Source organism: Promicromonospora sp. NPDC110617 (assembly GCF_055598465.1).
In genome coordinates this window covers 1,258,633-1,285,162 of record NZ_JBVKBM010000002.1, presented here as the reverse complement: position 1 = coordinate 1,285,162, position 26,530 = coordinate 1,258,633, and the positions used below count along the sequence as shown (strand labels likewise).

Sequence of the window (26,530 nt, the reverse complement as noted above, 5' to 3'; positions counted from 1 at the left end):
CCGGGTTTCTTCGCTTCGGCTGGTCCGAAAGCGAAGAAACCCGGGCCTCAAAGGAGATGTCCGTGCCAGTGGGGGGTCGGCGTCAGCCTCGAACGAGGCCACAGCCGAGCGCAGAGTTGGTCGGCCTAAGAGGGCTCTTCGAGCGACCAACCCTACGTTCGGTTGCGCCGGCCCGGCCGCGACGCGAGCGGGTCTACTGTTCCGTGACGCCCAGGGCCGGGGCCGCGACGAAGTGCGCCCGCGCGGCGGCCGCGCCGTGGAGCTCCAGGAGCACGAGCTCGTTGCCGGTGTCGCGCACCAGCGGGCCCGGCACGTACAGCGTGTGCGTGGGGCCGAGGCTCCAGTACCGGCCCAGCAGCTCGCCGTTGACCCAGGCCAGGCCCTTGGACCAGCCGTCGAGCCGCAGGAAGTGGTCGGCGCCGCCCTCCGAGTCGAACGTCGCCCGGTACAGCCCGGCCCCGACCGGCCGCGGCACCCCGCCGTCCGGCACCGGGGGCAGCGCCCGCCCCGGGACGTCGAGCGCCGCACGCAGCAGCTCCGGCGCGTCCTCGACGCGCAGCGCACCCGCCTCCCACTCGTCCAGGGTGCGGGTGGCCGTGCGCACCGGCCCGATCAGGCCCTTGGGCTCGCCGATCCGGGGCCCGTAGTTGACCCGGCCCTGGTCCTCCACCAGCAGCGTGAGGTCGCCCGCGCGGGCGGGCAGCGCGACGGCGAAGGTGTGGGACGCGCGGTCGAGCACGCCCACCTGCTCGTCGTCGACCAGCACGACGGCGCGGTCGCGCACCTCGGCGACGGTCAGCACGAGGTCGTCGGGCGAGATGCGCGTGCGGTAGACGGCGAAGCCCGACCACAGCCGCAGGTCGTCGGTGGTGGGCGTCGACGGGAACGCGCGCAGGTCCTCGCGCAGGAGGCTCGGCAGCGCGTGGGCCAGCGGCACGTGGGCGGTCAGGTCGACGTCCAGCACCGGCGCCGCACCCGGCGCACCCGGCGCGCCCGCGGCCCCGGCGTCCGCGGCCAGGGTCCCGGCCTCCGGCACCGGTAGGTGCTGCGCGATCACCTCGCGCATCGCGTGGTACTTGGCCGTGGGCGTGCCGTCCTCGGCGAGCGGCGCGTCGTAGTCGTAGGACGTCGTGATGGGCCGGTAGATGCCCTTGTCGTTCGCGCCGCTGGTCAGCCCGAAGTTGGTGCCGCCGTGGAACATGTACAGGTTCACGGACCCGCCGGCCGCGAGGAGGTCGTCCAGGTCGGCGGCGTTCGCCTCGGCCGGAGCGACGTGGTGCTCCAGGCCCCACGAGTCGAACCAGCCGTTCCAGAACTCCATGCACATCAGCGGGCCCGTGGGCTGGTGCCGGCGCAGGATCTCCAGCCGCTCCGTGCTGCGCGAGCCGAACGTCGCCGTCTTGTGCAGCTCCGGCAGGCCGCCGCGGGCGAGCATCTCGTCGTCCGCCTGGTCGCACGTGAACAGCGGCACGTCGATGCCCTGCTCGCGCGTGAGGTCCACGAGCGCGCGCAGGTACTTCTGGCGCTCCGGCAGCGGGTCGTTCCCGTAGGCCCCGTACTCGTTCTCCACCTGCACCATGAGCACCGGCCCGCCGCGCGTCACCTGACGCTCCGCCACCAGCGGCAGCAGGTTCGCGAAGTAGGTGCCGATCGCGGCGAGGAACCGCGGCTCGTGCCGCCGCACGCCCACCCCCCGGTCGGCGAACAGCCAGCCGGGCAGCCCGCCGCCGTCCCACTCCGCGCAGATGTAGGGCCCCGGCCGCACGATGGCGTACAGCCCCTCGGCGGCCACCAGGTCGAGGAACCGGCCGAGGTCACGGCGCCCGGTCAGGTCGAACGACCCCGGGTCGGGCGCGTGGAAGTTCCACGGCACGTACGTCTCGATGGTGTTCAGGCCCATGAGCCGGGCCTTGCGGATCCGGTCGGCCCACTGGTCGGGGTGCACGCGGAAGTAGTGCAGCGCGCCGCTGACGACCTGCATCCGCTCGCCGTCGAGCAGAAAGTCCTCGGTTCCGATCTCGAACGTGGCCATGTGTGGTTCCTCAGGGGGTGCGGTCGTGCGGCAGAGGCACGAGGCGTGGGGGGTAGGTGGGGACACGGGACGACGGCGGGGGAAGGCCCCCCGCCGTCGTCCTGGTCAGCTCAGCCGCGGCTCACTCGGAGACGGTGAAGCCCTGCTCGTTGCCGTACTTGACGATCGACTCCTGCCAGGCGCCGAGGCCGTCGGTCAGCGGCGTCGAGCCCGTGTAGGCCTGGCCCACGGTGTCGGGGAAGATGCTGTTGGCGTAGACCTGGTAGGGCAGGTACTGCCAGCCGGGGACGACGCCGGTGGCCGACGCCGAGAGCACCTCGTTGATCTTCTGCCCGCCGAAGTACTCGGACTCCTCGGCGAGGAACTTCTCGTCGGTGAGGTCGGCGAGCGTCGCCGGGAAGTTGCCGCCCTCCAGGCGGGTGGCCACGCCGTCGCCGGCGTTCGCGTACTGGAGGAAGCCGTAGGCCAGCGCCTTCTTCTCGCTCGCCTGCGTGATCGACAGCGCGGAGCCGCCGTTCTCGGCCGTCGCGGTCTCGCCGGCCGTCCACTGCGGCATGGGCGCGACGCGCCAGTCGCCGGACGCCGGGGCGGCGCCGGACTCCAGGTTCGCGGGCATCCACGCGCCCGTCACCAGGGCCGCGATCTCGCCGCTGCCCAGGCCCTGGAACCACTCGTCGGACCAGGCCGGCACGTCGGCGACGAGGTCGTCGTCGAGGAGCTGCTGCCACATCTCGGCGAACTTCGTCGAGCCCTCGTCGCCGAGGTCCACGGTCACGTCGGTGCCGTCCACCGCGAAGGGGTGGCCGCCGGCCTGCCAGATCATCGACGTCGCGAAGCCGGCGTCGCCGTTGTCCGCGGTGATGTACGTGTTCGGGTCGGACTCGTGGATCTTCTTCGCCGCCTCGACGAACTCGTCCCAGGTGGCGGGCACCTCGACGCCGGCCTTCTCGAACGTCTTCGCGTTGTAGAACAGGGCCATCGGGCCGGAGTCCATCGGCAGGCCGTACACGGCGTCACCGCTGGTCACCGCGCCCCACGGGCCGGGGGAGTAGGTGCCGTCGAGGTCGCTCGCGCCGTACGGAGCGAGGTCGGCCAGCGACTCGCCGATGGAGAACTGCGGCAGGGCGTAGTACTCCATCTGCGCGACGTCGGGCACACCCGAGCCCGCGCTGATCGCGTTCTGCAGGGCCACGTAGTGGTCGTTGCCGGTACCGACGTTCGCCAGCTCGACGTTCACGTTCGGGTACTCGGTCTCGAAGTCCTTGACGACCTGGTCCAGCGTGGGCTCCCACGCCCAGACCAGCAGGTCGCCGCCCTCCTCGAGGGCCGCGGAGACGTCCTCGGGGGAGACGGTCTCCGCGGCGTCGCCGCCGTCGGACCCCGAACCGCACGCGGTCAGGGTGAGCGCCAGGGCGCTCGCCGCGGCGAGCACGCCCAGCGCGCGGTGGTGGCGGATGGTCATGGTGGTTCCTCTCACTTCATCGTCAGTCGGATCTGTCTGGGGGAAGGCTCTGGGGAGCCGGGCGGCGCGAGCCGCCCGGCGCGGGTCACTCCTTGACGCTGCCGGCGGCCAGACCCGACTGCCAGTAGCGCTGCAGGAGCAGGAAGGCCACGATCAGCGGCAGGATCGTCAGCAGCGAGCCGGCGATGACGAGGTTGAAGATCGCCTCGCCGCCCGCCGTCGTCGCCTGCGCGTTCCACGCGTTCAGGCCCAGCGTCAGCGGGTACCAGTCCGGGTCGCGCAGCATGATCAGCGGCAGGAAGTAGTTGTTCCACGTCGCCACCACGGTGAACAGCAGCACCGTGACGATGCCGGGCGCCATCATCGGCAGGCACACCTGGAAGAAGGTGCGCGCCTCGCTGGCGCCGTCGATCCGGGCGGCCTCCATGATCTCGTCGGGGATGGCGTCCGCCGCGAAGGTCCACATGAGGTAGAGCCCGAACGGCGAGATGAGCGACGGGATGATCACGGACCAGGGCGTGTTGGTCAGGCCGAGGTTGGCGAACATGAGGAACGTGGGCACCGCCAGGGCGGTGCCGGGCACGGCCACCGCGCCGATGACGACGGCGAACACGGCGCGCTTGCCGGGGAAGTTGAACTTGGCGAGGCCGTAGCCGCCGAGCAGGGCCAGCAGCGTGGCACCGCCCGCGCCGACCACCACGTAGAGCAGCGTGTTGAGGAACCAGCGCCCGAAGACGCCGCCGTCGTAGGTCAGGACGCCGGTGATGTTGTCCCACAGGGCGAAGTCGCCGCTGAACCACAGGCCGAACGAGCTGAACAGGTCGGGCTGGGTCTTGGTCGCGTTGATCAGCAGCCACACCAGCGGGATCAGCGCGTACAGGCCGATCAGCGCGGTCAGCACCGTCAGCAGGATGCTGCGCGTGGGCCGGGCGTGCGAGGTGCGGCGGTTGTTGCGCAGGCGCGGAGGGGACTTGCGGGGGCGCACGGTGGGCGCGGACAGCAGGACGTTCGTCATGGCTCAGGCCTCCTTGCGCATGCCGCGCAGCTGCACCACGTAGGCCACGAGCATCGTGAGCACGCCCATGATGATCGCCACCGTGGCCGAGTAGTTGTACTGCTGGCCGGAGAAGGACAGCGAGTAGGCGTACAGGTTCGGGGTGTAGTGCGTCGAGATGTAGTTGGGCGACAGCGGCTGCAGGATGCTCGGCTCGTTGAAGAGCTGGAACGAGCCGATGATCGAGAAGATGGTCGCGACCACGAGGGCGCCCCGGATCGCGGGCAGCTTGATCGCCGAGATCACCCGCCACGGGCCGGCGCCGTCGATCTCCGCGGCCTCGTACAGGGAGGTGGGGACCACGCGCAGCGCCGAGTAGAAGATCAGCATGTTGTAGCCGACGAACTCCCAGGTGACGATGTTGCCGATCGCCGGGAGCACCAGCGCGGAGGCCAGCGGGTCGGGGATGCTCGTGCCGAACAGGTCGTTGATGTTGCCGACCAGGCCGAACCGCTCGCCGTACATGAAGCCCCACATCAGGGCGGCGACGACGCCGGGCACCGCGTACGGCAGGAAGATCGTCAGGCGGAAGAAGTCCCGCCCGTACAGGCGGCCGCTGTCGATCGCGAGGGCGACCAGCAGCGAGATGCCGAGCATCACCGGCACCTGGACCACCAGGAACAGGGTGACGCGGCCCGCGCCGTCCCAGAACTGGGGGTCGCTGAGCACCCGGGCGTAGTTGTCGAATCCTACGAACGACGTGCCGCCCACGAGCTGCGTCTGGAACAGGCTCAGCCAGAGCGAGTAGACGATCGGCGCGAGGAAGACCAGGGCGAACACGGCCATGAAGGGTCCGACGAACCCCCATCCGGTCCAGCGGGAGCGGCGTCGTGTCCGCCCCAGGGTCTTGGGCACGGCCGGCGGCGATGCGAGCGTGGTCAAGGGAAGTCGCTCCTTCACGAGTGGGGTCAGCATGTCGTCGTGTTGACGTAAACATGGTGACGCGGACTAGGGTGCTCGTGAGTTGCCGGAGGTGTCAAGCGCACACCGGTGCGAGGCACATCACGAGGAGGTGGATGCCGTGGAGGGCAGAGGTCCGTCCCTGGGCGATGTCGCGGTGCTGGCGGGAGTGTCGACCCAGACCGTGTCCCGGGTGTCGATGGGGCTCGACAACGTGCGTCCCGCGACGCGCGACAAGGTGCTCGCCGCGATGGCGCAGCTCGGCTACGCCCCCAACACCGCGGCCCGGGCGCTGCGGTACGGGAGCTTCCGGACCATCGGCATGATCGCGCACGGGCTCGCCCGGACCGGCGAGTCGCGCACCATCGAGGCGGTGGTCGAGGCGGCGCGCACCGAGGGCTACACGGTCACGCTGATCGACGTCGAGAACCCGTCGTCCGACGTGGTCTCCGCCGCGGCGACCCGGCTCTCCCACCAGGCCATCGACGGGCTGGTGATCGTCCGGGCCGAGACCGTCACGCCCGACCGGCTCGCGCTGCCGTCCCGGCTGCCCGTGGTGGTGTCCGACTCGCGGTTCGTGGGCCACCACCCCGCCGTCGGCGCGGACCAGGTCGACGGCGCCCGGCAGGCCACCCAGCACCTCCTGGACCTGGGGCACCGCACGGTGCACCACGTGCGGGGCCCGGCCGGGTCCGCGCCCGCACAGCTCCGCGAGGAGTCCTGGCGCGACACGCTCGTCGCGTCCGGGCGCCCTGTCCCCGAGGTGGTCCCGGGGGACTGGACGGCGGGTTCGGGCTACGCCGCCGGCCGGCGCCTCGCCGCGGACCCCGAGGTCACCGCGGTGTTCTGCGCCAACGACGAGATGGCCGCCGGTGTGCTCCGCGCGCTGCACGAGGCCGGCCGCACCGTGCCGGGCGACGTGTCCGTGGTGGGGTTCGACGGGATCCTGCTCGCCGAGTACCTCTGGCCGCCGCTGACGACGGTGGTGCAGGACTTCGGCGAGATCGGCCGGCGCCTGGTGGCCCGGCTGCTGCGCGAGGTCCGGGCCGGCGCGGGTGGTGCGGGCGGCGATGGTGCGGGTGGTGCCGAGGGGGACGGCGAGGGCGGTGACGAGGCCGCCGACCTGCACGAGGTGATCCCGGTGGAGCTCAAGGTCCGCGAGAGCACGGCGCCGCCGCGCGGATGAGCCGGGCCGGCGGGTGAACGTGAGGGTGACGCTGGGCACGTCCGTCGTCGTCCGGGGCGCGCAGGGAGGTGCGGTCACGACGGGCCCCGGCGGGCGGGCGGCGTCGAACCACGTGCGCCTGGCCTGGGACGCTGTCCCAGGCGGACGGTATACGGTCACCCCTGGGTCGGTGTGACCGTGCCGGGATCGTTACCCGGAGCCCTTGCCGGACACGTCTCCGGCACCGAACATTCACCCCGAGACCCGTAGGATCGGCTCGATGGCGCAATCAGACGGCAGGGGTGTTACCCGAGTGGAGTCACAACCGACAGGGGCTCTGCTCGACCCGTCGACCCGTCCGACCTGGCGCAGCTCCGTCGTCGCCGCCGTCCTCGCCGCGCTGGTCTTCGGCCTCTGCATCTGGCAGGTGGTCGTCCGCGGGCCGTTCATCGCCTGGGACTGGCAGTTCCACTACTACGTGGACTCCCACCACCCCGTGGGCTGGGAGAAGATGTTCCTCGACATCGTCGCGAGCATCACGGGCGAGCGCATGTTCACCATCCCGATGGTGGGCGGCACCGCGCTGTACGTGGCCCGCAAGCAGGGCGGCCCGGGCTCGCTCTGGGAGATCTGCACGCGTCGCCCGGTGCTCGCCGTCCTGGCGGGCCTCGCGACGATCGCGCTGATCGGCTACGGCACCAAGTTCGGCCTGGGCCGCACCGGCCCGCACCACAACATGGACGTGCTGCACGCGGGCGGCCAGGCATTCCCGTCCGGGCACGCGGCGAACACGTTCTTCACCGGCTTCTTCATCCTGTGCCTGCTGTTCACCCAGCGTGGCCTGTACCCGAGCGTGTCGCGGCTGCGCAAGATGATCCCCGTCGTCGCCGTGATCGTGATGATCGCGGGCGCCCTCATGTCCTGGCTGGACTACCACTGGCTGAGCGACATCCCGGGCGGCTGGCTGCTCGGGTTCATCGCCTGCATGGTGGCGCTCTCCGTGCTGCGCGCCCCGCGCCGCGAACGAGAACCCGCACCGCCGGCCGCGCCGCCGAGCCCGGCCTAGGGTCGGGGCCGCGGCGCCGCTCAGAGCCGCGCCAGGGCGTCCGCGACGATCTCCCCGACGACGTCGCGCACCGCCGCGCGGTCCGCCGGCACCAGCCCGATCCGGGTCCGGCGGTCCAGCACGTCGTCGGCGTCGAGCGCGCCCTCGTGGGTGACCGCCCACTCGATCTCGGCGCGCGTCACGTCCAGGTGCCCGGTGCCCGCGCTGCCCTGCCCGACGGCGTCCGTCGCGTCCGGCAGCGTGGCGGCGGCCAGCACGTCGGGGGCCTCGGCGCCGTACCGGGCGACGAGGGAGGGCCGTTGGGTCTCGACAGGCTCGACCCGCGGGTGGGGCTCGACCCGCGGGTGCGTCGGGACCCGCGGGTGGGTTCCGACTCGCGGGTGGGTCCTGACCGGCGGCGCCCCGACCAGGGGCAGGTCCGCCGTCCAGCACGGCCCCGCGGTGAGCCCGGCGTGCTTCACCGCCAGGTCGACGGCGTCCTCGGCCATCGTCCGGTAGGTCGTCAGCTTGCCGCCCAGCACGTTCACCGCGCCCGTCGCGGCGGAGAGCGCCACGAGGTGCCGGCGGGAGACGTCGGACGAGCCGAGCCCCGCGCCGTCGCCCGGCCCGGCCGAGTCCACCAGGGGCCGCAGCCCGGCGAAGGCGCCCACGACGTCGTCGGGCAGCAGGGGGCGGTCCAGGACGCGGGAGACGGTGGCCAGGAGAAAGTCGATCTCGGCCCGCGTGGGCTCGGGGACGTCGGGGACGGGGCCGGGCGCCTCCTCGTCGGTGAGGCCGATGATCACGCGCCCGAGCTGGGTCGGCAGCGCGAACACGAACCGGGAGGCGGACCCGGGCACCGGCACCATGAGCGCGCCCGCGGGGTCGCCCAGCCGCGCGGCGGGCACCACGACGTGCGTGCCGCGGCTCGGCCGCAGGCGCACCGACGGGTCCACCGTCCCCGCCCACACGCCCGTCGCGTTCACGACGACGCGGGCGTGCGCCCGCAGCCCGGCGCCGGTCAGCGTGTCCTGCAGCGTCGCGCCGTCCGCGTGCAGCTCCGTGGCCCGGACGCGGGTCAGGATCCGCGCCCCGCGCCCGGCCGCGGTGCGCGCCAGGGCGACGACGAGCCGCGCGTCGTCGACGAGCTGGCCGTCGTGCGCCACCCACGCCCCATGCAGGTGCTCGCGGGCGACCGCCGGCACGAGCCGGGTGGCCTCGCCCGGCCGGGCCAGGCGCGGCGCGGGCAGCACGTCGGACGACGTCCCGGCGTCGCGCCGCAGCAGGTCGCCCAGCCCGAACCCGATGCCCGCCGTGATGCCCTGCCGTGGCCCCACGCCCTGGGTGAGCGGCAGCACCTGCGGCAGCGCCCGGACCAGGTGCGGTGCGGTGCGGGTCATCAGCACGTGCCGCTCGCGCGCGCTCTCGCGGGCCACGCCGACGTCGCCCGTGGCCAGGTACCGCAGGCCGCCGTGCGCCAGCTTGGAGCTCCACCGGGACGTGCCCCACGCCAGGTCGTGCGCCTCGACGAGGGCGACGGACAGGCCGCGCGCCGCGGCGTCCAGGGCGACGCCGGCGCCGGTCACGCCACCGCCGACCACGAGCAGGTCGACCGGCTCGGCGGCGAGCTCGTCGAGCTCGCGCTCGCGGCGCCGGGCGGTGAGGGCGGTGCGCTGCATCGGTCTGCTTCCGGGTCGGGTCGGGTTCGGGGTGGCGGACGCCGGTGCGCGCGTCCGGGTCAGGGGCGGAGGTACCCGTCCAGGGAGTGCGCGAGCTCGGCCCGCAGGGCGGCGTCGTCGATCACGGCGGTGACGGTGCGGTGCGAGAGCACCGCCGACTGGGAGATGAGCAGGATCATGACCGCCATGTCCGGGGCGGAGCCCGCCCGGACCGTGCCGCCCCGCTGCGCGGCGGCGACCGCGGCGGCCAGCCACTCGAGGATCACGCGCTGCGACCGGCCGATCCGCTCGAAGGCGTACCGCGTGAAGACCGCGGGCTCCTCGGTCAGGAGGTGCCCGTACACGGGGTCGGCCCGCAGCAGCTCGCCGAACCGCACCACCTTGTCGACGATCGTCGCGCGGTCGGCGGCCCGCGGGCCGACGGCGGTGATCACGAGCTGGGCGCGGTGCGCGAGCAGGGCGCGCAGCACGTCGTCGGCGGACTCCCAGCGGCGGTAGACCGTGGGCCGCGAGACGCCGGCCGCGCGGGCGAGCTCCGTGACGGACAGGCCGCGGGTGCCGCGCGAGGCCACGAGCCCGGCGGCGGCCTCCAGCAGACGCGCCTCGGTGCGGTCAGGGGCGGCGTCGGGGCCGGGGTCCCTGTCAGCGGGGTCGCGGGACGCGGGGTCGCCGAACGCGTCCGGTGCCGGCGAGATCCCCTCCGGGAGTGCATTACGAATTGTCATCTTGTGTAACACTGTAACGCGGCGCCGGTCGGTGGCCAACACCGGCCGCCGTCGACCACGACATGGCCGTCGACACGACCCGGAGGACGCGTGAGCACACAGCCCGACGACGAGCGCATCGACATGCGGTGGGACGGCTGGGGCGACCCGGCCCGCGCGCACGGGCTCCCGGGCGGCGTGAAGCTCCTGCTCACGGCCGTGCTCGGCCGCACGCCCGCACCGCCGCCCGGCCCGGACCTCGCCGACGTCACGATCAGCACCCCGCCCCTGCCCGCCGACGACGTCGCGGCGCTCGCCGCCGTCGTCGGCGCCGAGCAGGTGGACACCGGCCACGACGTGCGGCTGCTGCACGCCGGCGGCAAGTCCACGCCGGACCTGCTGCGGCGCCGGCAGGCCGAGCAGGCGGCACCGGGCGCCGTCGTGCGCCCGGGCTCGGAGGACGACGTCGCCGCCGTGCTGGCCGTCGCGGTCGAGCGCGGCCTCGCCGTCGTGCCCTTCGGCGGCGGCACCGCCGTGACCGGCGGCCTCGCGCCGGACGCCGGGGCGCACCGGGGCGTGGTCAGCCTCGACCTGCGCCGCCTCAGCGGTCTGGTCGCCCTGGACGACGTCTCCCACGAGGCGACCTTCCACGCGGGGACGACGGCGCCCGCCGCCGAGGCCGCGCTGGCCGGGCGAGGCTTCGAGCTGGGGCACTTCCCGCAGAGCTTCGAGTTCGCGACCCTCGGCGGGTTCGCGGCCATGCGGTCCTCCGGCCAGAACTCCGCCGGGTACGGGCGGTTCGACGCCATGGTGACCGGCCTGCGGGTGGTCACGCCCACGGGCACGCTCGACCTGGGCCGGGCGCCCGGTTCGGCGGCCGGGCCCGACCTGGTGCGCTGGTTCCTGGGCTCGGAGGGCAGTTTCGGCGTGATCACGCAGGTGCGCCTGCGCGTGCACCCCACGCCCGAGGCGCGGCTGTTCGACGCCTGGACCTTCCGCGACTTCGCCGCGGGCGCCGACGGCCTGCGCCGCGTGGCGCAGCTCGGCACGGGCCCCACGGTGCTCCGGCTGTCCGACGAGGAGGAGACGGCCGTGTCCCTCGCCCAGGTCGGCAACATCGGCAGGGCGCTGACCCGGGGCTGCTCCGCCGTCGTCCTGCACGAGGGGCCAGCGGACCTGGCCGCCGCGCGCCGGGAGGCCACCACGCGCGTGCTGCGCGAGGCGGGCGGGCGGCCCGCCGCCGAGAAGCTGGCCGCGTCCTGGGACCACGGCCGGTTCAAGGCGCCGTACCTGCGCGACGCGCTGCTCGCCGCCGGCGTCTTCTGCGAGACGCTGGAGACCGCCACCACCTGGTCCGACCTGGCCGCGCTCAAGGCGGCCGTCACCGCGGCGCTGGCCGAGGGGTTCGACCGGGAGCACGCGAAGCACCGCATCCTGTGCCACATCTCGCACGTGTACCCGACGGGCGCCTCGCTGTACTTCACGGTGATCGCCGGGCTCGGTGTCGAGCCGCTGGAGCCGTGGGACCGGGTCAAGTCCGGCGTGAACGACGCGATCATGGCCGCGGGCGGCACCATCAGCCACCACCACGGCGTCGGCGCCGACCACGCGCCCTGGCTGGAGCAGGAGATCGGCGCGACGGGCCTGCGCATGCTCCGGGCGGTGCGGGCCGAGCTGGACCCGGCCGGGATCATGAACCCGGGCGCCCTGCTGCGATGAGCCCTCGCACCGCTCCGCCCTTCCACGTGTCAGATCGACAGGTCACCCGGATGACCTGTCGATCTGACACGTCCGGTAGGTTGCGCGCATGACCGATCAGGTCGGGCACATCGCGGTGCTCGTCAACCCCGCCTCGGGGCACGGCGTCGGGGCGGACAGCGGGTACGTCGCCGTCGAGCGCCTGCGGGCCCGGGGCGCGCACGTCCGGGTCTACCAGGGCGCGGACGAGCGCGAGACCGTCGCGCTCGGGCGGCAGGCCGTCGACGAGCGGCCCGACGTCGTCGTCGTGGTCGGCGGCGACGGCACGGTCTCCTCCGTGCTGGGGCCCGTGCTGGCCGCGGGCGTCCCGCTGGCCGTGATCCCCGGGGGCACGGGCAACGACCTCGCGCGCGAGCACGGCATCCCGCTGGACGACGCCGCGGCCGCCGCCGACCTCGTGCTCGACGGCGGGCGCCGCCAGGTCGACACGGGCACCGTCACGGCCGCCGACGGCACCGTGCGACACTTCGTCACCGTGCTGTGCGCGGGCCTGGACTCGCGCACCAACGAGCGCACCAACCGCATGACGTGGCCGCGCGGGCCGGCGCGGTACCTGGCCGCCGTCTACCTGGAGTGGCTGCGGCTGCGGCGGTTCGGGTACCGGCTGGAGCTGTCGGGGGAGCCGGGTGCGCCGGGGTCCGGCGCGAGTGCGGGTGCGCGTGATGCGGGTGCGGTGGAGCCGGGGACGCCGGCGTCGGACGTGCGCGTGCTGGAGCAGGACGGATACATGCTCGCGATCGGTCTGACCAGGACCTACGGCGGCGGCGTGCCGATCTGCCCCGGCGCGGACCCGGCGGACGGGCTGCTCGACGTCACGCTCGTGCAGGCGATGGGCCGGTTCCGGCTCCTCGCGTTCGACGCGCTCATCAAGGCCGGCACGCACGTCGACCGGCCGGAGGTGACGTCGCTGCGGGCGTCCGCCGTCCGCCTGGCGGCCCCGGCGGGCCTCGTCACGTACGCGGATGGCGAGCCCATGGGCCCGGTCCCGGTGACGATCGAGGCCCACCGCCGGTCGCTGACCCTCTGCGTCCCCGCGTGACCTGCGTCCCCGCGTGACCTGCGTGCCCGCGTGACCTGCGTGCCCGCGTGACCTGCGTGCCCGCGTGACGCCGGGGGCGGCTGCCCCCATCCCCTTTGAGGCCCGGCTTTCTTCGCTTTGAGCCGGTTCAAAGCGAAGAAAGCCGGGCCTCAAAGAGGAGGTCGGAGAGAGGAGGTCGGAGAGGGGAGGTCGGAGAGGGGAGGCCATGGAGGGGAGGTCGGAGAGGGAATGTTTGAAAGGGGAGGCCGGACGGCGGGTGCGCGGTCGGCCCGGGCCCGGGTGTGAGCCAGGTCACGCACGGGGATGTCACGTCCGTCGAGGCGGCGGTGTCTGGATGGTTCCAGCCGAGTCGTCGAACGGAGCCGATCATGTCCCCCGCCACCGAGCGCAACGGCAGCACCCCCGAGCGCACCCCCGAGCGCAGCGGCAGCACCCGGGTCAGCACCGACCTGCCGCGAACGCTGACCAACCGGGCCATGGCCGCCTTCTCCCGCCGGCGGTACGGCGTGGTGCTCGACCCGCTCGTCGCCGTCGGGCACCACGGGAAGGTGACCCGCACGTATGCCCTGACCGAGCTCGGCGTGGGCGGCTGGAAGGCGCTGGACCCGGGCCTGAAGTCGCTGGCCGTCATGGCCGCGTCGGTCCAGATCGGCTGCACGTGGTGCGTGGACTTCGGGTACTGGGAGGCGCAGCATGGCCACATGGACCCGGCGAACCTGCACGACGTCCCCGTCTGGCGGACGAGCGAGCGCTTCACTGGCTTGGAGCGGGACGTGCTGGCGCTCGCGGAGGCCGAGACGGCCACCCCGCCCACCGTCGACGACGCGCTGGCCGCGCGCCTGACCGACGCCCTCGGCCAGGAGGCCTTCACCGAGCTCGTCGCGATCGTGGCCGTGGAGAACCTGCGCAGCCGGATCAACGCCGCGATGGGGCTGAGCGCGCAGGGCTTCAGCGACCGGTGCGAGGTGCCGCTCGGCGGTCCGCTCGCCCAGGTGGGCGAGGCCTAGTGCCGGACGACGCCGCACCCGGCCCCGCGCACGCCGCACGCGGCCCCGCGCCCGCCACCCCGGACGCCGCCACCCCGGACGCCGCGACCCACGCCTTCACCGAGCACCGCCGCCTCCTGTTCACCGTCGCCTACGAGATGCTCGGCGCGGCCGCCGATGCGGAGGACGTGGTGCAGGAGACCTGGCTGCGTTGGTCGGCGCAGGACCGCTCCGACGTCCTGGACCCGCGGGCCTACCTGGTGCGGATCACCACGCGCCTCGCGCTGAACCGGCTGCGCACGCTGCGCCGGGCACGCGAGACCTACGTGGGGCCGTGGCTGCCCGACCCGATCCTCACCACGCCCGACGCCGCCCTCCCGGTCGAGCGGGCTGAGGAGGTGTCGCTGGCGCTGCTCGTGGTGCTGGAGACGCTGTCGCCGCTGGAGCGCGCGGTGTTCGTGCTGCGCGAGGTGTTCGACCTGCCCTACCAGGAGATCGCCGGCGCGCTCGACCGCGAGGCCGCCACCGTGCGGCAGACCGCCCACCGGGCGCGCGAGCACGTGCGGGCGCGGCGGCCGCGGTACACGCCCGCGGGACCGCAGCACGCCGAGGCCACGCAGCAGTTCCTGACGGCGTGCTTCACGGGCGACGTCGCGGGTGTGCTGGCCGCGCTCGCCCCCGAGGTGGAGCTCGTGACCGACGGTGGCGGCGTCGTCCGCGCCGCGCGCCGGATCATCCGCGGCGCCGACAAGGTCTCGCGCGCCCTGGTCGCCTTCGCCGGCGACACCACGGTGGGGCGCATGGAGTGGGTCCCCGTCGAGATCAACGGGGCCTCGGGCATGCTCGCCCTGCTCGACGGCGCGCCCGCCATGGCGACCGTCGCCGAGTTCGGCACCGGCGACCACGACGGCCTGCTGGCGCGCGTCATGGTGTTCCGCAACCCGGAGCGGCTGGCCGGCCTGCGCCGGCAGCCCGGCTGACCGACCTCGCGGAACCGGAGACCTCGCGGGACTCAGGCCCCCGCGAGGTCCCCCGCCACCAGGCTCAGCTCCCGGCGGGCGTGCGGCGGCACCACCTCGCCCGGGATGCTCAGCCCGACGGCCCACGACGTGTCGTCACCCACGCGGCGGGGGACGAGGTGCGCGGCGCAGGCGATGTCGTTGCGGAACTCCCCGTGCTCCTCGACAACGGCGTCGGGGCGCAGGCGGGCGAGCTGGGCGTCGAGCGACGTCATGTCCGCCGCGGTCCGCGGCGTGAACTTGCGCATCCCGGCGTCGACCACCAGCTCGTGGCGCTCGCGGCGGGACATGCCCAGCAGCAGGGCCTTGCCGAGCGCGGTGGCGTGCGCCGAGACGTCGAGCCCGCGCTCCAGGTCCTCGATGTACGGGGAGCCGGGCGCCTCGGCGTAGTCGACCACGACCACCCGGCCCGCGCTGATGCGGCCCAGGTACGCGCTGTAGCCGCTGCTCTGCGCGAGGTGGCGCAGCACCTCGCGGGTGTCGGGGCCGCGGCCGAGCGAGCCGAGCTGCTCGTAGAACCGGTGGCTCACCTGCTCGCCGACGTCGTAGGTGCCGTCCTTCAGCCGGGTCACGTAGCCCTCGTAGGCGAGCGTGCGCACGAGGTGGTACGTGGTGGAGAGGTTGAGGCCGCTGCGGCGGGCGATCGCCTTGACGGGCAGGCCGGGAAAGCGGGTCACGACCTCGAGGACGCGGAAGGCACGGGCGACACTCTGTACCAGGTCGTCGGGGCGTTCCCGCTCGGAGTTGAGTGTCACGTGTCCCCCTTGCTCGTCGGAGTTGCCGACGGTACCTGTGTGACGGTGCATGTTCGACTCTGCATGTTCGACGGTGCACTGTCGAGGGTGAACGTGGTCTGACAGGTCTCGACAGGGTGTATCGAGGGTGCGACAGTTTGTCTGCCCTCGCAGACATGTTAACTACGCGTGTGGCCTAGGTCACGGTACAAAATGGCAACACGGGTGGGTTCACCCTGGGCGATCGAGGACGACTGCACAGATACGGTGAATCAATGAAAATACACGAACTGGGTGATATCCGACAAGTCCCCCCGAGGCCACCGGACCGCCCACGCGAGCCGGAGCCGTCCCCCGAGAGGCCCGCGAACGTGCTCGATGACCTGCGCAACGCCCAGGGCCAATCCTGGCGAGGCACGCGGCCGTTGCGCCTCGACGCCGTCACGCACCTGACGCCGCTGGTCGAGGCATCGGGGCTGGCCGACCCGCGCGAGCTCTACGACGAGCTCGGGGCGCAGTGGGGCGAGGTGGCCCCGGTCGAGCTGGAGCCCGGCGTGCCCGCGTGGCTCGTCATGGGGCAGCGGCTCGTCTACGACATCATGCGCAACGAGCATGTGTTCGCCACCGACCCGCAGCTCTGGAACGGGCACGCGCGCGGCGGGCTGCCGCGGACGTCGGGCCTGCGCCCCGTGCTCACGTCCCACCAGCGCTTCTCCGCCAACCACGCCGACGGCGCGCTGCGGCAGCGCCTCCGTGTGCCCCTCGACGACGCGTTCGAACAGCTCTCCGAGCCGCTCACGGCGGCGAAGGTGCGATCGTTCTGCAACCTGCTCATCGACCGCTTCGAGGACCGTGGCCGCGCCGACCTGATGCTGGAGTACGCGTCGGTGATCCCCCTCCTCGTGGTCGCCGACATGATCGGCTTCGACCCGGAGGACGGGCAGCGCCTGTTCGACCTGACCCGCCGCATGGCCGGGGGCGGCACCGACGCCGCCGAGGCCGTGCACGAGCTGGACCGGATGCTCGGCGACCTCGTCGCGGTGCGCCGGGAGCACCCGCGGCGCGACCTGGCGAGCTCGCTGGTGGCGCACCCGAACATGCGGGACGACGTCGAGGTCACCCACACCCTGCTCACCGTCGCCTACTCGGGCAACCTGACGCTGACCGCCTGGATCGCGCAGACCTTGCTGCTGACCCTGGCGGACGCGCGGTTCTCGGGGCGGCTGCACGGCGGCCGCATCGACCTGGACAGCGCCATGGACGAGGTGCTGTGGCGCTCGACGCCGACCCTGCACAGCCCGCCCCGGTTCGCCCGGCAGGACGTGGTGCTGGACGACAAGCTCGTCGCGGCGGGCGACCCGCTCGTCCTGGCGATCCACGCGGCGAACACCGACCCGCGGATGGACACCGGCGACCCGTGGGACCACGTCGGCAGCCGGGCCCACGTCTCCTTCGGCACCGGCCCGCACGCCTGCCCGGCGCCCCGCACGGCGCGCGTGATCGCGCGGATCGCCGTCGAGACGGCGCTGCGCCGGCTGGAGGCCGTGCTGCGGATCCCCGCCGCCGACGTCGCGTGGGACCGGGCGCTGTGGATCCGCCAGCCGGTGAGCATCCCGGTCACGTTCCCCGTGCCCGTCGGGAAGGCGGGGCCGCCCGAGCCGGCATGACCACCGGCCGAGCAGGCATAGCACGCGACCCCTGGGCAGGTGGTAGTGCCCGGGCGAGGGGTCCCGGAGGTAGGTTGCGCCAGTGAGCAAGGAGGGTCACATGCGCATCGGCATACCGGACGACGGCGGGCCGCTCGTGCCCGCCACCCCCGCGACCACCGGCCGGCTGGTCGGCCTCGGGTACGAGGTGGCCGTGGCAGCGGGGGCAGGCGCGGGGGCAGGATTTCCCGACGCCTCCTACGCGGCCGCGGGAGCCGCCGTCGTGCCCGACGGCGAGGCGTGGGCCGCCGACGTCGTGGCGGTCACCCGGGCGCCGGAGGACCTCACCGCGCCCGGCCCGGCGGCGCTGCGGACCGGGGCGGTGCTGATCGCCCAGATCGCGCCCGCCGCCCGGCCGGACCTCGTGCGGGAGCTCGCGGACCGCGGCGTCACCGCCCTGGCGCTCGACGCCGTGCCGCGCATCTCCCGCGCGCAGTCGCTCGACGTGCTGAGCGCGCTGTCGAACGTCGCCGGGTACCGGGCCGTGGTCGAGGCCGCCGCCGAGTTCGGCGGCATGTTCTCCGGCCAGGTCACCGCGGCGGGCACCACCCCGCCCGCGAACGTCTTCGTCATCGGCGCCGGCGTGGCCGGGCTCGCGGCCATCGGCGCGGCGGGCAGCCTCGGCGCGCAGGTACGCGCCTTCGACGTGCGCCCCGAGGTCGCGGAGCAGATCGAGTCCATGGGCGCCACGGTGGTCCGGGCCGACGACGCCGCCCAGCAGGTCAGTGCCGACGGGTACGCCCAGGCCCTGACCGCCGACCAGGAAGCGGCGGCCCTGCGCGCGTACGCCGTCGAGACCGCCGCGGCCGACATCGTCGTCACCACGGCGCTCGTGCGCGGGACGGCGCCCACCACGATCACGGCCGAGATGGTCGCGCGGATGCGGCCCGGCAGCGTGATCGTCGACCTCGCCGCGCCCGGCGGCGGCAACTGCGAGCTGACCGTGCCGGGCCGGCGGGTGGTCAGCGACAACGGCGTGGTGGTCCTGGGGTACACCGACCTGCCCGACCGCATGCCCCGGCACACCTCGGAGCTGCTCGGCACCGCCGTCGCCAACCTGGTCCAGCTCGGCACCCCGGAACGCGACGGCCGCCTCGCGCTCGACCCGGACGACGTCGTCGTGCGCGGGATGACCGTGGCCGCCGGCGGCGAGGTGCTGTGGCCGCCGCCCCCGGTGGCCGTTTCGGCACCGCAGCTGCTGGTCGAGCCCGTCGGGACCCCGCCGGGCCAGACCCCGTCGGTCGAGGCCGTCGAGACCTCACCAGGGTCGCGACACGCTCGACCGGCGAAGGGCGGGGCGGCCGACGGCCCTGCGCGGGCGCCGTTCGCCCGTACCGTGCTCGTCGCCCTCGGCGCCGTGCTCGCGGCGCTGGCCGTGGCGGCCTCGCCGCCGGACCAGGCGGCCCACTTCACCGTGCTGGCGCTCGCCGTCGTGGTCGGCTTCTACGTGATCTCGCACGTCAGCCACGCCCTGCACACCCCGCTCATGTCCCAGACCAACGCGATCTCCGGGATCATCCTGGTCGGCGGGATGCTCCAGATCGGCTCGGCGGACCCGGTGGTGACCACGCTGGCCGTGCTGGCCTCGGCGGTCGCGAGCATCAACATCTTCGGTGGGTTCCTGGTGACCCACCGCATGCTCGGCATGTTCCACCACAGCCCGGGCGAGGGGGAGGGCCGATGAGCGTCGAGTCGGTGGTCCAGGCGGTGTACCTGGTGGCGGCGGTCCTGTTCGTGCTCTCCCTGGCCGGCCTCTCGAAGCAGGAGACGGCGCGGCGCGGCGTGCTGCTCGGCATGACCGGGATGGGGCTCGCGCTGGTGGCGACCGTCGCGCTGGCCCTGGACCGGTCCGAGCGGCCGGTGGGCGTGACGGCCGGGCTGATCCTGCTCGTGCTCCTGGTGGGCGCGGCGGTCGGCACGTGGCGGGCGCGGACCGTCGAGATGACCCAGATGCCCGAGCTCATCGCGTTGCTGCACTCGTTCGTCGGCGCGGCGGCGGTGCTGGTGGGCTTCGCGTCCTACCTGACCGACCCCGGGACGGGCGGGGCGTCCGGCGGGACGGACGCCGCCGGGGCGGGCGCGACCGTGCACCTGGTCGAGGTGTTCCTGGGCGTGCTGATCGGTGCCGTGACGTTCACGGGTTCCGTCGTGGCGTTCGGCAAGCTGTCGGCCCGGCTCCGCTCCTCGCCCCTCTTGCTGCCGGGCCGCAACTGGCTCAACCTCGCCGCCCTCGTGGCCTGCGCGGGGCTGCTCTGGTGGTTCCTGGCGGCGGGGGAGTCCGGGCTGGTGCCGCTGCTGCTCATGACCGTGGTCGCGCTGGCCCTCGGCTGGCACCTGGTCGCGGCGATCGGCGGCGGCGACATGCCCGTCGTCGTCTCGATGCTGAACTCCTACTCAGGGTGGGCGGCCGCCGCGGCGGGCTTCATGCTGGGCAACGACCTGCTCATCATCACGGGCGCGCTGGTCGGGTCGTCGGGTGCGATCCTCAGCTACCTCATGTGCCGCGCGATGAACCGGTCGTTCGTGAGCGTGATCCTGGGCGGGTTCGGCGCCGAGACCGGCGTCGTCGCGCAGGGGGCGCCGGCCGAGCAGGGCACCTACCGGGAGACGACGGCGCTGGAGGTCGCCGACCGCCTGACCGCCGCCCGGTCGGTGATCGTGGTGCCGGGCTACGGCATGGCCGTGGCGAAGGCCCAGTACCCGGTCGCGGACCTCGTCGCCCGGCTCACGGCGCGCGGCACCACGGTGCGGTTCGGCATCCACCCCGTGGCCGGCCGGCTGCCGGGCCACATGAACGTGCTGCTCGCCGAGGCGAAGGTGCCCTACGACCAGGTGCTGGGCATGGACGAGATCAACGACGACTTCGCCGCGACCGACGTCGTGCTGGTGATCGGCGCGAACGACACGGTGAACCCTGCCGCCCAGGACGACCCGGGCTCGCCCATCGCGGGCATGCCGGTGCTGGAGGTGTGGCAGGCTCGGGAGGTGGTGGTCTTCAAGCGGTCGATGGCCACGGGCTACGCCGGGGTGCAGAACCCGTTGTTCTTCCGCGAGAACACCGCCATGCTGTTCGGGGACGCGAAGGACCAGGTGGAGCTGATCGTCCAGGCCCTCTGACGGCGTCGGTCGCCCCGGGCCTGGCCTGCGCCTTTTGCATTCTGGTGGTCATGTGTGGGTGAATTGAGGGTGACGCGCTCACACCGCGCGGTAACGAGTTGGTATAAAGGGGCGCGCCAGGAAAGTCCGGCGCAGTCCCTCAGTGCGGAGGCCGAGTGTTGACACGCTCTCTCGTGACCGGAACGGCCGCGATCGTGGGGTTCCTGGTGCTTGTGGCGACCACCGAGCTCTTCTGGTTCGGGCCTCCGTCCGGCGCGCACAACGCCGGTGAGATCTTCGCCTCCGTGGGTGGCGCCGCCCTCACCGTCCTCACCTGGGCGGTCGTCGGGTGGTCCGTCGCCCGGATCGCCCGTGCCATGCGCCTGGCCCGCATCTCCGTGCTCGTCGGGATGGTCGCCCCGGTCGGCGCGATCGTCGCCTTCGCCCTCTCGGTCGACCTGGACGCGTGGTCCACCGGCTTCGGTGTGCTGGCGTTCGCGGCGGCGTCCGCAGGCGTGCTGGTGACGATCCGCCGCCGCAAGGCGGCCCGGCCCACCGCGATCCCCGGGTCGAAGGGGCACCCTCCGGTGCGGATGGCCGCGTGAGCGCCGTGCCGGTCGCGGTGGTCGGCCCGGGTGCGATCGGCGGTCTCATGGCCGCCCTCATGCAGCGCGCGGGGCACGACGTCACCGTGGTCGCCCGGGAGGCGACCGCCGCGCACATCGCCGAGCACGGGCTCGACGTGGTCTCCGACATGTTCGGGTCGTGGCACGCGCCGCTCGCGGCGTCCACCACGGTGCCGGCGGGCGCCCAGGTCCTGGTCGCGGTCAAGGCGGACGGCGTCGCCGCCGCGGCGGACCTGCTCCGCGCCGCGGACCCGGTCGAGGTGATCGCGCTGCTCAACGGCGTCGAGCACATGGTGCCGCTGCGCGCGGCGGCACCGGAGGCGGCCGTGTTCGGCGCGACCATCGCGGGCCAGACGCGCCGCACGCCCGCCGAGGGCCCCGGCCCCGCGACCGTCACGCACTCCTTCGACCTGCTCACCGTCGTGGTGCCCGACGCCGCCGCCGACCTCGGCCTGACCGCCGCCCTCCGGGACACCGGGGCCGTGCTGCAGACCGGCGGCACCGAGGCCGAGGTGCTCTGGAAGAAGCTGCGGTTCCTCGCCGCCCTGTCGCTGCTGACCTCCACGTGGAAGACCGGGATCGCCGACGCCCTGGACCGCGACCCGGCGCTCACCGCCGCGCTCCTGGACGAGATCGCCGCCGTCGCGTCCGCCGAGGGTGTGCCCTCCACGGGCGCGGGCCTGCGCGACCTGCTGGCCGGGATGCCGCCGCTCACCGTCGGCTCGCTGGAGGCCGACCTGTCGGCGGGGCGGCCGGGCGAGCTCGACGCGATCGGCGGCGCGATCCTGCGCGCGGGTGCGCGGCACGGCATCGTGCTGCCGGTGCTCACCGCGACGGTGGACAAGCTGGCGGCGTCGGTCGGTCGCTAGGCGACACCGATGGGCCGGGCCGCCGTCCGCCCCCTTGTGTGGGACCCGGCCGCCGTCTTCCCCTTTGAGGCCCGGGTTTCTTGGCTTTGGGCCGCCTCAAAGCGAAGAAACCCGGGCCTCAAAGGGGAGGTGAGCGGCGGGGGTTACCAGAACCGGACCGGCAGCCGGTGCCGCGCGTAGACGCTCTCGACCGCCGCGCGCACCTGGGCGGGGGTGCCCAGCCGCTCGTCGTCCAGCCCGAGCACCGCCAGCGTCGCGATGCCGTTGTGCTCGGACCACCACGAGTCCAGGCCGCCGCGCATCTGCCGCAGGCGGCCGCGGGTCAGCCCCTGCGTCACGCCCCGCATGAGCACGCTGGAGGCGGGTGTGCCGAGCGGTGCGGCGAACGCCGTCGGCAGCCGGCCCAGGTTCGAGGCGAGGCACAGCGGCGCGGTGCCGTCGCGCGCCGCCCGCCTGGCCACGGCGTCGGGCACCATCTGCATGAGCGGCTTGAGCGGGCCCAGGGTGTCCACCCGGGTGCCGGAGGTCAGCGCCGCGAACTCGGCCTTGGAGCGGGCCCGGATCTGTGCCATGTCCGCCACCACACCGGCCCGCTCCGGCGCGGGCGTCACCGTGGTGTCCACGGCGATGGACACCCCGGACGTCGCGTTGGACCGCAGGTCGCCCGGCTGCCGCAGGCTCACGGGCAGCGACACCCGCACCGGCATGCCCGCCCGTGCGGCGCCCGCGGCGAGCAGGATCTCCGTGCACACGGCGATGAGCAGGCTGTTCGCCGTGCCGCCCGCAGCGTGCGCCGCGCGGTGCCAGGTGGAGGCGTCCGTGTCGACGACGACGATCGGCGGGTGGGCCGGCTCGGCGTCGTCGGGCCGCGGGGCGGGCCGGGGCCGGTCCGCGGACTGCTGCGCCATCAGCGGCGGCACCGGACCCTGCCGCGCCATCCGGCGCAGCCCGCCCACGGCGGCCCGCGCCTGGTCCGTCGCGTCGCGCAGGTCGGCCACGAGGCCGGTCCGGATCCGCTCGCCCTCCTTGGGCAGACGGCGGCCCTCGGACGACGGCGCGCCCTCGGCGTACCCGCCGGCGAAGGCGCCCCGGGCCGCGGCCGCGGCGACGGCCGCCTCCAGGGCGCCCACGTGCATCCCGCCGTCGGCGACCACGTGCGAGGTGAGGAGGCTGAGCAGGCTCCCGCCGCTCGTCGTCGGCGCGGCGGACAGCGCCCAGGTCGGGCCGCGCTCCGGGTCCAGGCTCACCTGGGCCTGCTCGTCCGCCCAGGCGAGCACGTAGGCCTCGGGCACCGGTGCGGACCCGATGAGCAGGTCAGGCAACGTGGTGGACGCCGACCACCGGGCGCGGGCGCCCGGGAGGCGGCCGGGCCGCACCACGCGCTGCAGCGGGCCCTCGGCCAGACCGCGGTGCAGGGCGCGCAGCGCGTCGAGGTCCAGCGGCGCCGGCAGCCGCCACACGGTCTGGTTGACCACGGCCACGCCGAGCACCCGGCGCGTGCGCAGGAACAGGTCGTCGTCGTAGGTCAGGCGGTTGCTCGCGGCGGGGGAGACCGTGCTCGGCGGGTTGGTCGGGGGAGCGGTCGGCGGGATGGCGGGCGGGCTGGTCACAGGGCTGGTCACTGGTTCTCCGGTGCCGGGCGGGCGGGTGGTCGGCGGGCGTGTAGGTTGCGCGCGTGCGTCATGTCATGGCCCTGGTGGGCAGTCGAGGAGATGTCCAGCCGGCCCTCGCGGTCGCCCTGGAGCTGCGCCGGCGCGGGCACGAGGTGGTCACCGGCGTGGCGCCGAACCTCGTGCCGCTGGCCGCGCGCCTCGGCCTGGACCCGGTGCCGCTGGGCATCGACTCGGCGGCGCTGCTGGGGTCCGACCTGGTGCGGCGCGACATGCGGTCGGCCCACCCGGTGCGCCGGGTGCGCGCGCTGCGCGCCGTGGCGGCGGCGGGCTGGGACGAGCTCCGCACCGGGCTGGTCGCACTGCTCGACGACGTGGGCGGCGCGGACACCGTGGTCACCGGCCTGCTGGGCCAGGAGGTCGCCGCCGCGGTGGCCGAACGCCGCGGCCTGGCCATGGCGGCCCTGCACTACTGCCCGGTGCGGGCCAACCGCGTGGTCTCGCCGGTGAGCGGCGTGCGCGGCCCGGGCGCCACGCGGGCCGTCTGGGCGCTGGGCGAGCGGGTGCGCTGGGGCCTGACCCGCCGGGCCGAGAACGCCCAGCGCGCCGAGCTCGGGCTCGGCGGCACGCGCGTGCACCTGCCCACGCGCCTGCGCGACGCCGGCGCCGTGGAGATCCAGGCCTACGACCCGGTGCTCGCGCCGGGGCTGGCCGACGAGTGGGGTCCGCGCCGCCCGCTGACGGGCTTCCTCGCGCTGGACGACGCCGCCCGGGCGCGCCTCGGGGAGGCCGGCGCCGGGTCGGCGGGCGGCGTCGCCCGGCCGGACGCGGGCCTCGACGCGTGGCTGGACGACGGCGAGCCGCCCGTCTACGTGGGATTCGGCTCCATGCCCGTGGCGGACCCGGCCGCGCTGCTCGCCGCCGTCGACGCCGCGTGCGCCGACCTCGGGGTGCGCGCGCTGGTCAGCGCGGGCTGGAACGACTTCACGGGAGCGGCCGGTCCCGGCGGGCCGGCCGGGTCGGCAGGACAGCCCGGGCAGGCCGGGTCGCCCGCACCGGACGGGAAGCGCGTGCGCGTGGTCGGCGCCGTCGACCACGCGGCGGTGCTGCCCCGCTGCCGCGTGGCCGTGCACCACGGCGGCGCCGGGACGACGGCGGCGGCGCTGCGCGCGGGCCTGCCCGCCGTCGTCGGCTGGTACTCCGCGGACCAGCCGATGTGGGGTGACCTGCTGCGCGGCGCGGGGGTGGGCGTGGCCCGCCGGGCGAGCACCCTGACGCAGCCCGGTGTGCTCGCCGGGGCACTGGCCGAGGTGCTCGACGACGCCACCGCGGCCCGCGCCGCGGCCCTCGGCTCGCGGCTGGTGCCCCCGGCCGAGGCGGTCGCGGCGGCGGCGGACGCGATCACCGGCGGCTGAGCCGGAGGTGCAGCGGAGGGTGGGGACCGAGGAACGAGGCACGCGCCCGGAGCGGAACCGCAGGTTCAGGCGCCCGATGACACAGCCCCGCCCTCTCACCACGGGGCCGCCGGCAGCTTCCAGGCCTCGGCCTCGGCCAGCACCAGGCGGCGCAGGGTGTCGGCGTCGGCCACGCGGTCGGGGTCGAGGGCGGCGACGCTCAGCGTCGTCGTGCGCCCCGCCGTGGTGCAGAACGCGACCAGCCCGCCGCCCGCGGCGCGCAGCTCCGCGGCCGACGCGCCCTGGTAGTGCGACAGCGTGGCCACGGCGCGGACCGGGCCGCCCGCCGCCTGCGTGTAGCCCTCGGGCGGGCGGCCCAGGTTGGACGCCAGCGCGGCCGCGACCGGCGGCTGCGGCAGGCGGCTGACCAGGTTGTCCGGCAGCATCTGTACCAGCTCGAGCGGCACCGGGGCCACCCCGGGCTCCGCCTGCCCGACGGCGGTGTACGCCTCCTTGGCGGCCGCCCGGACCCAGCCGAGGTCGCGGTGCGCCAGCACGTCGGCGGGGATGGTGACGCGGGCGATCTTGGTCGAGTTGGCCCGCGGGTCGTCGGCGCCGCGGGTCGAGACCGGCAGCGCGACGGGCACGGGCTCGCCCGGGAACCGGCCCGTGGCGTGCACCAGGCGCGCCAGGAACGCGACGAACCAGGTGTTGGGCGTGCCGCCGTGCGCGGCGGCGGCCTGGGTCACCTGGTCGGCGGGGAGCTCGACGTGCAGCACGGGCACGCGCCAGCCGGCGTCGGCGGCGCGGTCGGCGGGCGCGGGGGCCGGGCCCCCCGGGTCGGCGATCCCGGCCTGGCCGCGGGGCGCGGGCTCGTCCGGCGGGGGCGGCACGGGCTCGTGCCGCGTGCCCGGTGCCCCGGCCTCGATCTGCGGGGCGGCCTCCTGGGCGGCGGCCTGCGCCTTCGCCCGGGCCTTGTCCCGCGCCCAGCGCGCGACGGCGGCGGCCTGGGCAGCGGCGTCGGCGGCGTCGGCGAGCAGCGCGCGCCGGCCGCGCTCGGGTGCGGGGACGACGATCGGCTCGGCGTGCGTCGCGGCGCGCACCACGGCGTCGATCAGCGCGGCGCCGTCGGCGACGGCGTGCGCACAGGTGAGCGAGACCACCGACCCGGCGACGCTCCCGGCGCCGCCGGCGCCCGGGCGGCCGGCGACGTCCGCGGCGGAGATCCGCCAGGAGAGGCCCCGCGCGGGGTCGAGCGGCACGTCGGCCTGGGCCTGCGCCCAGGCGCCGATGCCGCCCTCGGGCACGGGCGCCGTCTGGAGGTCCAGCACCGGCAGGGTGCCCGCGGGCGCCCAGCGGTGCCGCGCGCCGGGCACGCGGGCGCGCACCACGCGCCGGTGCAGCGACCCGGCGGCGAGGCGCTGCGCCAGGTCACGCAGGCGATCGGCGTCGAAGGCGCCGTCGAGGCGCCACAGCACCTGGTTCACGGCAGGGCTCGCGCCGCCGTCGTGCCGGCGCAGGAACATGTCGTCGGCGAACTGCAGGCGCAGTGCGGGTGGCGGGTCCGTCACGCTCGTCTCTCCGGTCGGTTCGCGGTCCCGGAGGGGACCGTGGGCTTTCAGCATCCCGACCATACCGGGCATTACGGGGGG

21 protein-coding genes are annotated in these 26,530 nt (G+C 74.7%); 12 read left to right on the top strand and 9 right to left on the bottom strand.

From position 1 onward, the window contains the following. Window positions 1-193: 193 nt before the first annotated feature. The 4 genes from ACZ7LE_RS16500 to ACZ7LE_RS16485 form a co-directional block, all read right to left on the bottom strand. Window positions 194-2,032, bottom strand: coding sequence for a glycoside hydrolase family 35 protein (locus tag ACZ7LE_RS16500; RefSeq protein ID WP_470404326.1), 1,839 nt, complete (start codon window positions 2,030-2,032; stop codon window positions 194-196). Window positions 2,033-2,153: 121 nt separating this feature from the next. Continuing rightward, on the bottom strand, window positions 2,154-3,494 hold the full coding sequence (locus ACZ7LE_RS16495; RefSeq protein ID WP_470404325.1) for an ABC transporter substrate-binding protein: 1,341 nt from the start codon (window positions 3,492-3,494) through the stop codon (window positions 2,154-2,156). 85 nt (window positions 3,495-3,579) lie between these two features. Further along, a complete protein-coding gene (locus tag ACZ7LE_RS16490) occupies window positions 3,580-4,509 on the bottom strand; it encodes a carbohydrate ABC transporter permease (RefSeq protein ID WP_470404324.1) in 930 nt (309 codons plus the stop codon). Window positions 4,510-4,512: 3 nt separating this feature from the next. Then, the gene (locus tag ACZ7LE_RS16485) at window positions 4,513-5,463 is read right to left on the bottom strand and encodes a carbohydrate ABC transporter permease (RefSeq protein WP_470404323.1); all 951 of its coding nucleotides are present in this window, start codon (window positions 5,461-5,463) and stop codon (window positions 4,513-4,515) included. A 97-nt stretch (window positions 5,464-5,560) separates the two neighbouring features. On the opposite strand from ACZ7LE_RS16485, the gene ACZ7LE_RS16480 reads away from it, so the two are divergent. After that, entirely contained in the window at window positions 5,561-6,634 is a 1,074-nt protein-coding gene (locus ACZ7LE_RS16480; RefSeq protein WP_470404322.1) for a LacI family DNA-binding transcriptional regulator, read from the top strand. 292 nt (window positions 6,635-6,926) lie between these two features. Continuing rightward, window positions 6,927-7,679: a phosphatase PAP2 family protein gene (locus ACZ7LE_RS16475; RefSeq protein ID WP_470404321.1), complete on the top strand. Its 753-nt coding sequence runs from the start codon at window positions 6,927-6,929 to the stop codon at window positions 7,677-7,679. Between the two features lie 20 nt (window positions 7,680-7,699). On the opposite strand, the gene ACZ7LE_RS16470 is transcribed toward ACZ7LE_RS16475, so the two are convergent. Next, window positions 7,700-9,337, bottom strand: a complete 1,638-nt coding sequence (locus ACZ7LE_RS16470; protein WP_470404320.1) for a glycerol-3-phosphate dehydrogenase/oxidase — start codon at window positions 9,335-9,337, stop codon at window positions 7,700-7,702. Between the two features lie 59 nt (window positions 9,338-9,396). Next, on the bottom strand, window positions 9,397-10,062 hold the full coding sequence (locus ACZ7LE_RS16465) for a TetR/AcrR family transcriptional regulator (protein ID WP_470404319.1): 666 nt from the start codon (window positions 10,060-10,062) through the stop codon (window positions 9,397-9,399). 90 nt (window positions 10,063-10,152) lie between these two features. Here ACZ7LE_RS16465 and ACZ7LE_RS16460 point away from each other — a divergent pair, with 90 nt between their 5' ends. From ACZ7LE_RS16460 to sigJ, 4 genes are all read left to right on the top strand, one after another. Beyond that, complete coding sequence (locus tag ACZ7LE_RS16460; RefSeq protein WP_470404318.1) at window positions 10,153-11,760, top strand: FAD-binding oxidoreductase; 1,608 nt, start codon at window positions 10,153-10,155, stop codon at window positions 11,758-11,760. A gap of 88 nt (window positions 11,761-11,848) precedes the next feature. Then, the gene (locus ACZ7LE_RS16455) at window positions 11,849-12,838 is read left to right on the top strand and encodes a diacylglycerol kinase family protein (RefSeq protein ID WP_470404317.1); all 990 of its coding nucleotides are present in this window, start codon (window positions 11,849-11,851) and stop codon (window positions 12,836-12,838) included. Between the two features lie 368 nt (window positions 12,839-13,206). Continuing rightward, window positions 13,207-13,845, top strand: coding sequence for a carboxymuconolactone decarboxylase family protein (locus tag ACZ7LE_RS16450; protein ID WP_470404316.1), 639 nt, complete (start codon window positions 13,207-13,209; stop codon window positions 13,843-13,845). Then, window positions 13,845-14,804 carry an RNA polymerase sigma factor SigJ gene (sigJ, locus tag ACZ7LE_RS16445; RefSeq protein WP_470404315.1) on the top strand — a complete coding sequence of 320 codons (960 nt, stop codon included), beginning with the start codon at window positions 13,845-13,847 and terminating at the stop codon, window positions 14,802-14,804. Before ACZ7LE_RS16450 ends, sigJ begins: the two co-directional genes overlap by 1 nt. A gap of 32 nt (window positions 14,805-14,836) precedes the next feature. On the opposite strand, the gene ACZ7LE_RS16440 is transcribed toward sigJ, so the two are convergent. Further along, a complete protein-coding gene (locus ACZ7LE_RS16440; protein ID WP_397398819.1) occupies window positions 14,837-15,598 on the bottom strand; it encodes an IclR family transcriptional regulator in 762 nt (253 codons plus the stop codon). 350 nt (window positions 15,599-15,948) lie between these two features. Between ACZ7LE_RS16440 and ACZ7LE_RS16435 the strand changes: the two genes are divergently transcribed. From ACZ7LE_RS16435 to ACZ7LE_RS16415, 5 genes are all read left to right on the top strand, one after another. Then, entirely contained in the window at window positions 15,949-17,244 is a 1,296-nt protein-coding gene (locus ACZ7LE_RS16435) for a cytochrome P450 family protein (protein WP_470404314.1), read from the top strand. Between the two features lie 100 nt (window positions 17,245-17,344). Then, complete coding sequence (locus ACZ7LE_RS16430) at window positions 17,345-18,967, top strand: Re/Si-specific NAD(P)(+) transhydrogenase subunit alpha (RefSeq protein WP_470404313.1); 1,623 nt, start codon at window positions 17,345-17,347, stop codon at window positions 18,965-18,967. Then, window positions 18,964-20,400, top strand: a complete 1,437-nt coding sequence (gene pntB / locus ACZ7LE_RS16425) for a Re/Si-specific NAD(P)(+) transhydrogenase subunit beta (RefSeq protein ID WP_470404312.1) — start codon at window positions 18,964-18,966, stop codon at window positions 20,398-20,400. The genes ACZ7LE_RS16430 and pntB overlap by 4 nt, the downstream gene beginning before the upstream one ends. Before the next feature lie 173 nt (window positions 20,401-20,573). After that, window positions 20,574-20,984 carry a hypothetical protein gene (locus ACZ7LE_RS16420; RefSeq protein ID WP_470404311.1) on the top strand — a complete coding sequence of 137 codons (411 nt, stop codon included), beginning with the start codon at window positions 20,574-20,576 and terminating at the stop codon, window positions 20,982-20,984. Beyond that, on the top strand, window positions 20,981-21,874 hold the full coding sequence (locus ACZ7LE_RS16415) for a ketopantoate reductase family protein (protein ID WP_470404310.1): 894 nt from the start codon (window positions 20,981-20,983) through the stop codon (window positions 21,872-21,874). Before ACZ7LE_RS16420 ends, ACZ7LE_RS16415 begins: the two co-directional genes overlap by 4 nt. 143 nt (window positions 21,875-22,017) lie before the next feature. Here ACZ7LE_RS16415 and ACZ7LE_RS16410 read toward each other — a convergent pair whose 3' ends face one another. Continuing rightward, window positions 22,018-23,496, bottom strand: coding sequence for a hypothetical protein (locus ACZ7LE_RS16410; protein WP_470404309.1), 1,479 nt, complete (start codon window positions 23,494-23,496; stop codon window positions 22,018-22,020). A 53-nt stretch (window positions 23,497-23,549) separates the two neighbouring features. Between ACZ7LE_RS16410 and ACZ7LE_RS16405 the strand changes: the two genes are divergently transcribed. Beyond that, window positions 23,550-24,899 carry a glycosyltransferase gene (locus ACZ7LE_RS16405; RefSeq protein ID WP_470404308.1) on the top strand — a complete coding sequence of 450 codons (1,350 nt, stop codon included), beginning with the start codon at window positions 23,550-23,552 and terminating at the stop codon, window positions 24,897-24,899. Between the two features lie 95 nt (window positions 24,900-24,994). Here ACZ7LE_RS16405 and ACZ7LE_RS16400 read toward each other — a convergent pair whose 3' ends face one another. Next, the gene (locus tag ACZ7LE_RS16400) at window positions 24,995-26,449 is read right to left on the bottom strand and encodes a hypothetical protein (protein ID WP_470404307.1); all 1,455 of its coding nucleotides are present in this window, start codon (window positions 26,447-26,449) and stop codon (window positions 24,995-24,997) included. Between the last annotated feature and the right edge of the window lie 81 nt (window positions 26,450-26,530).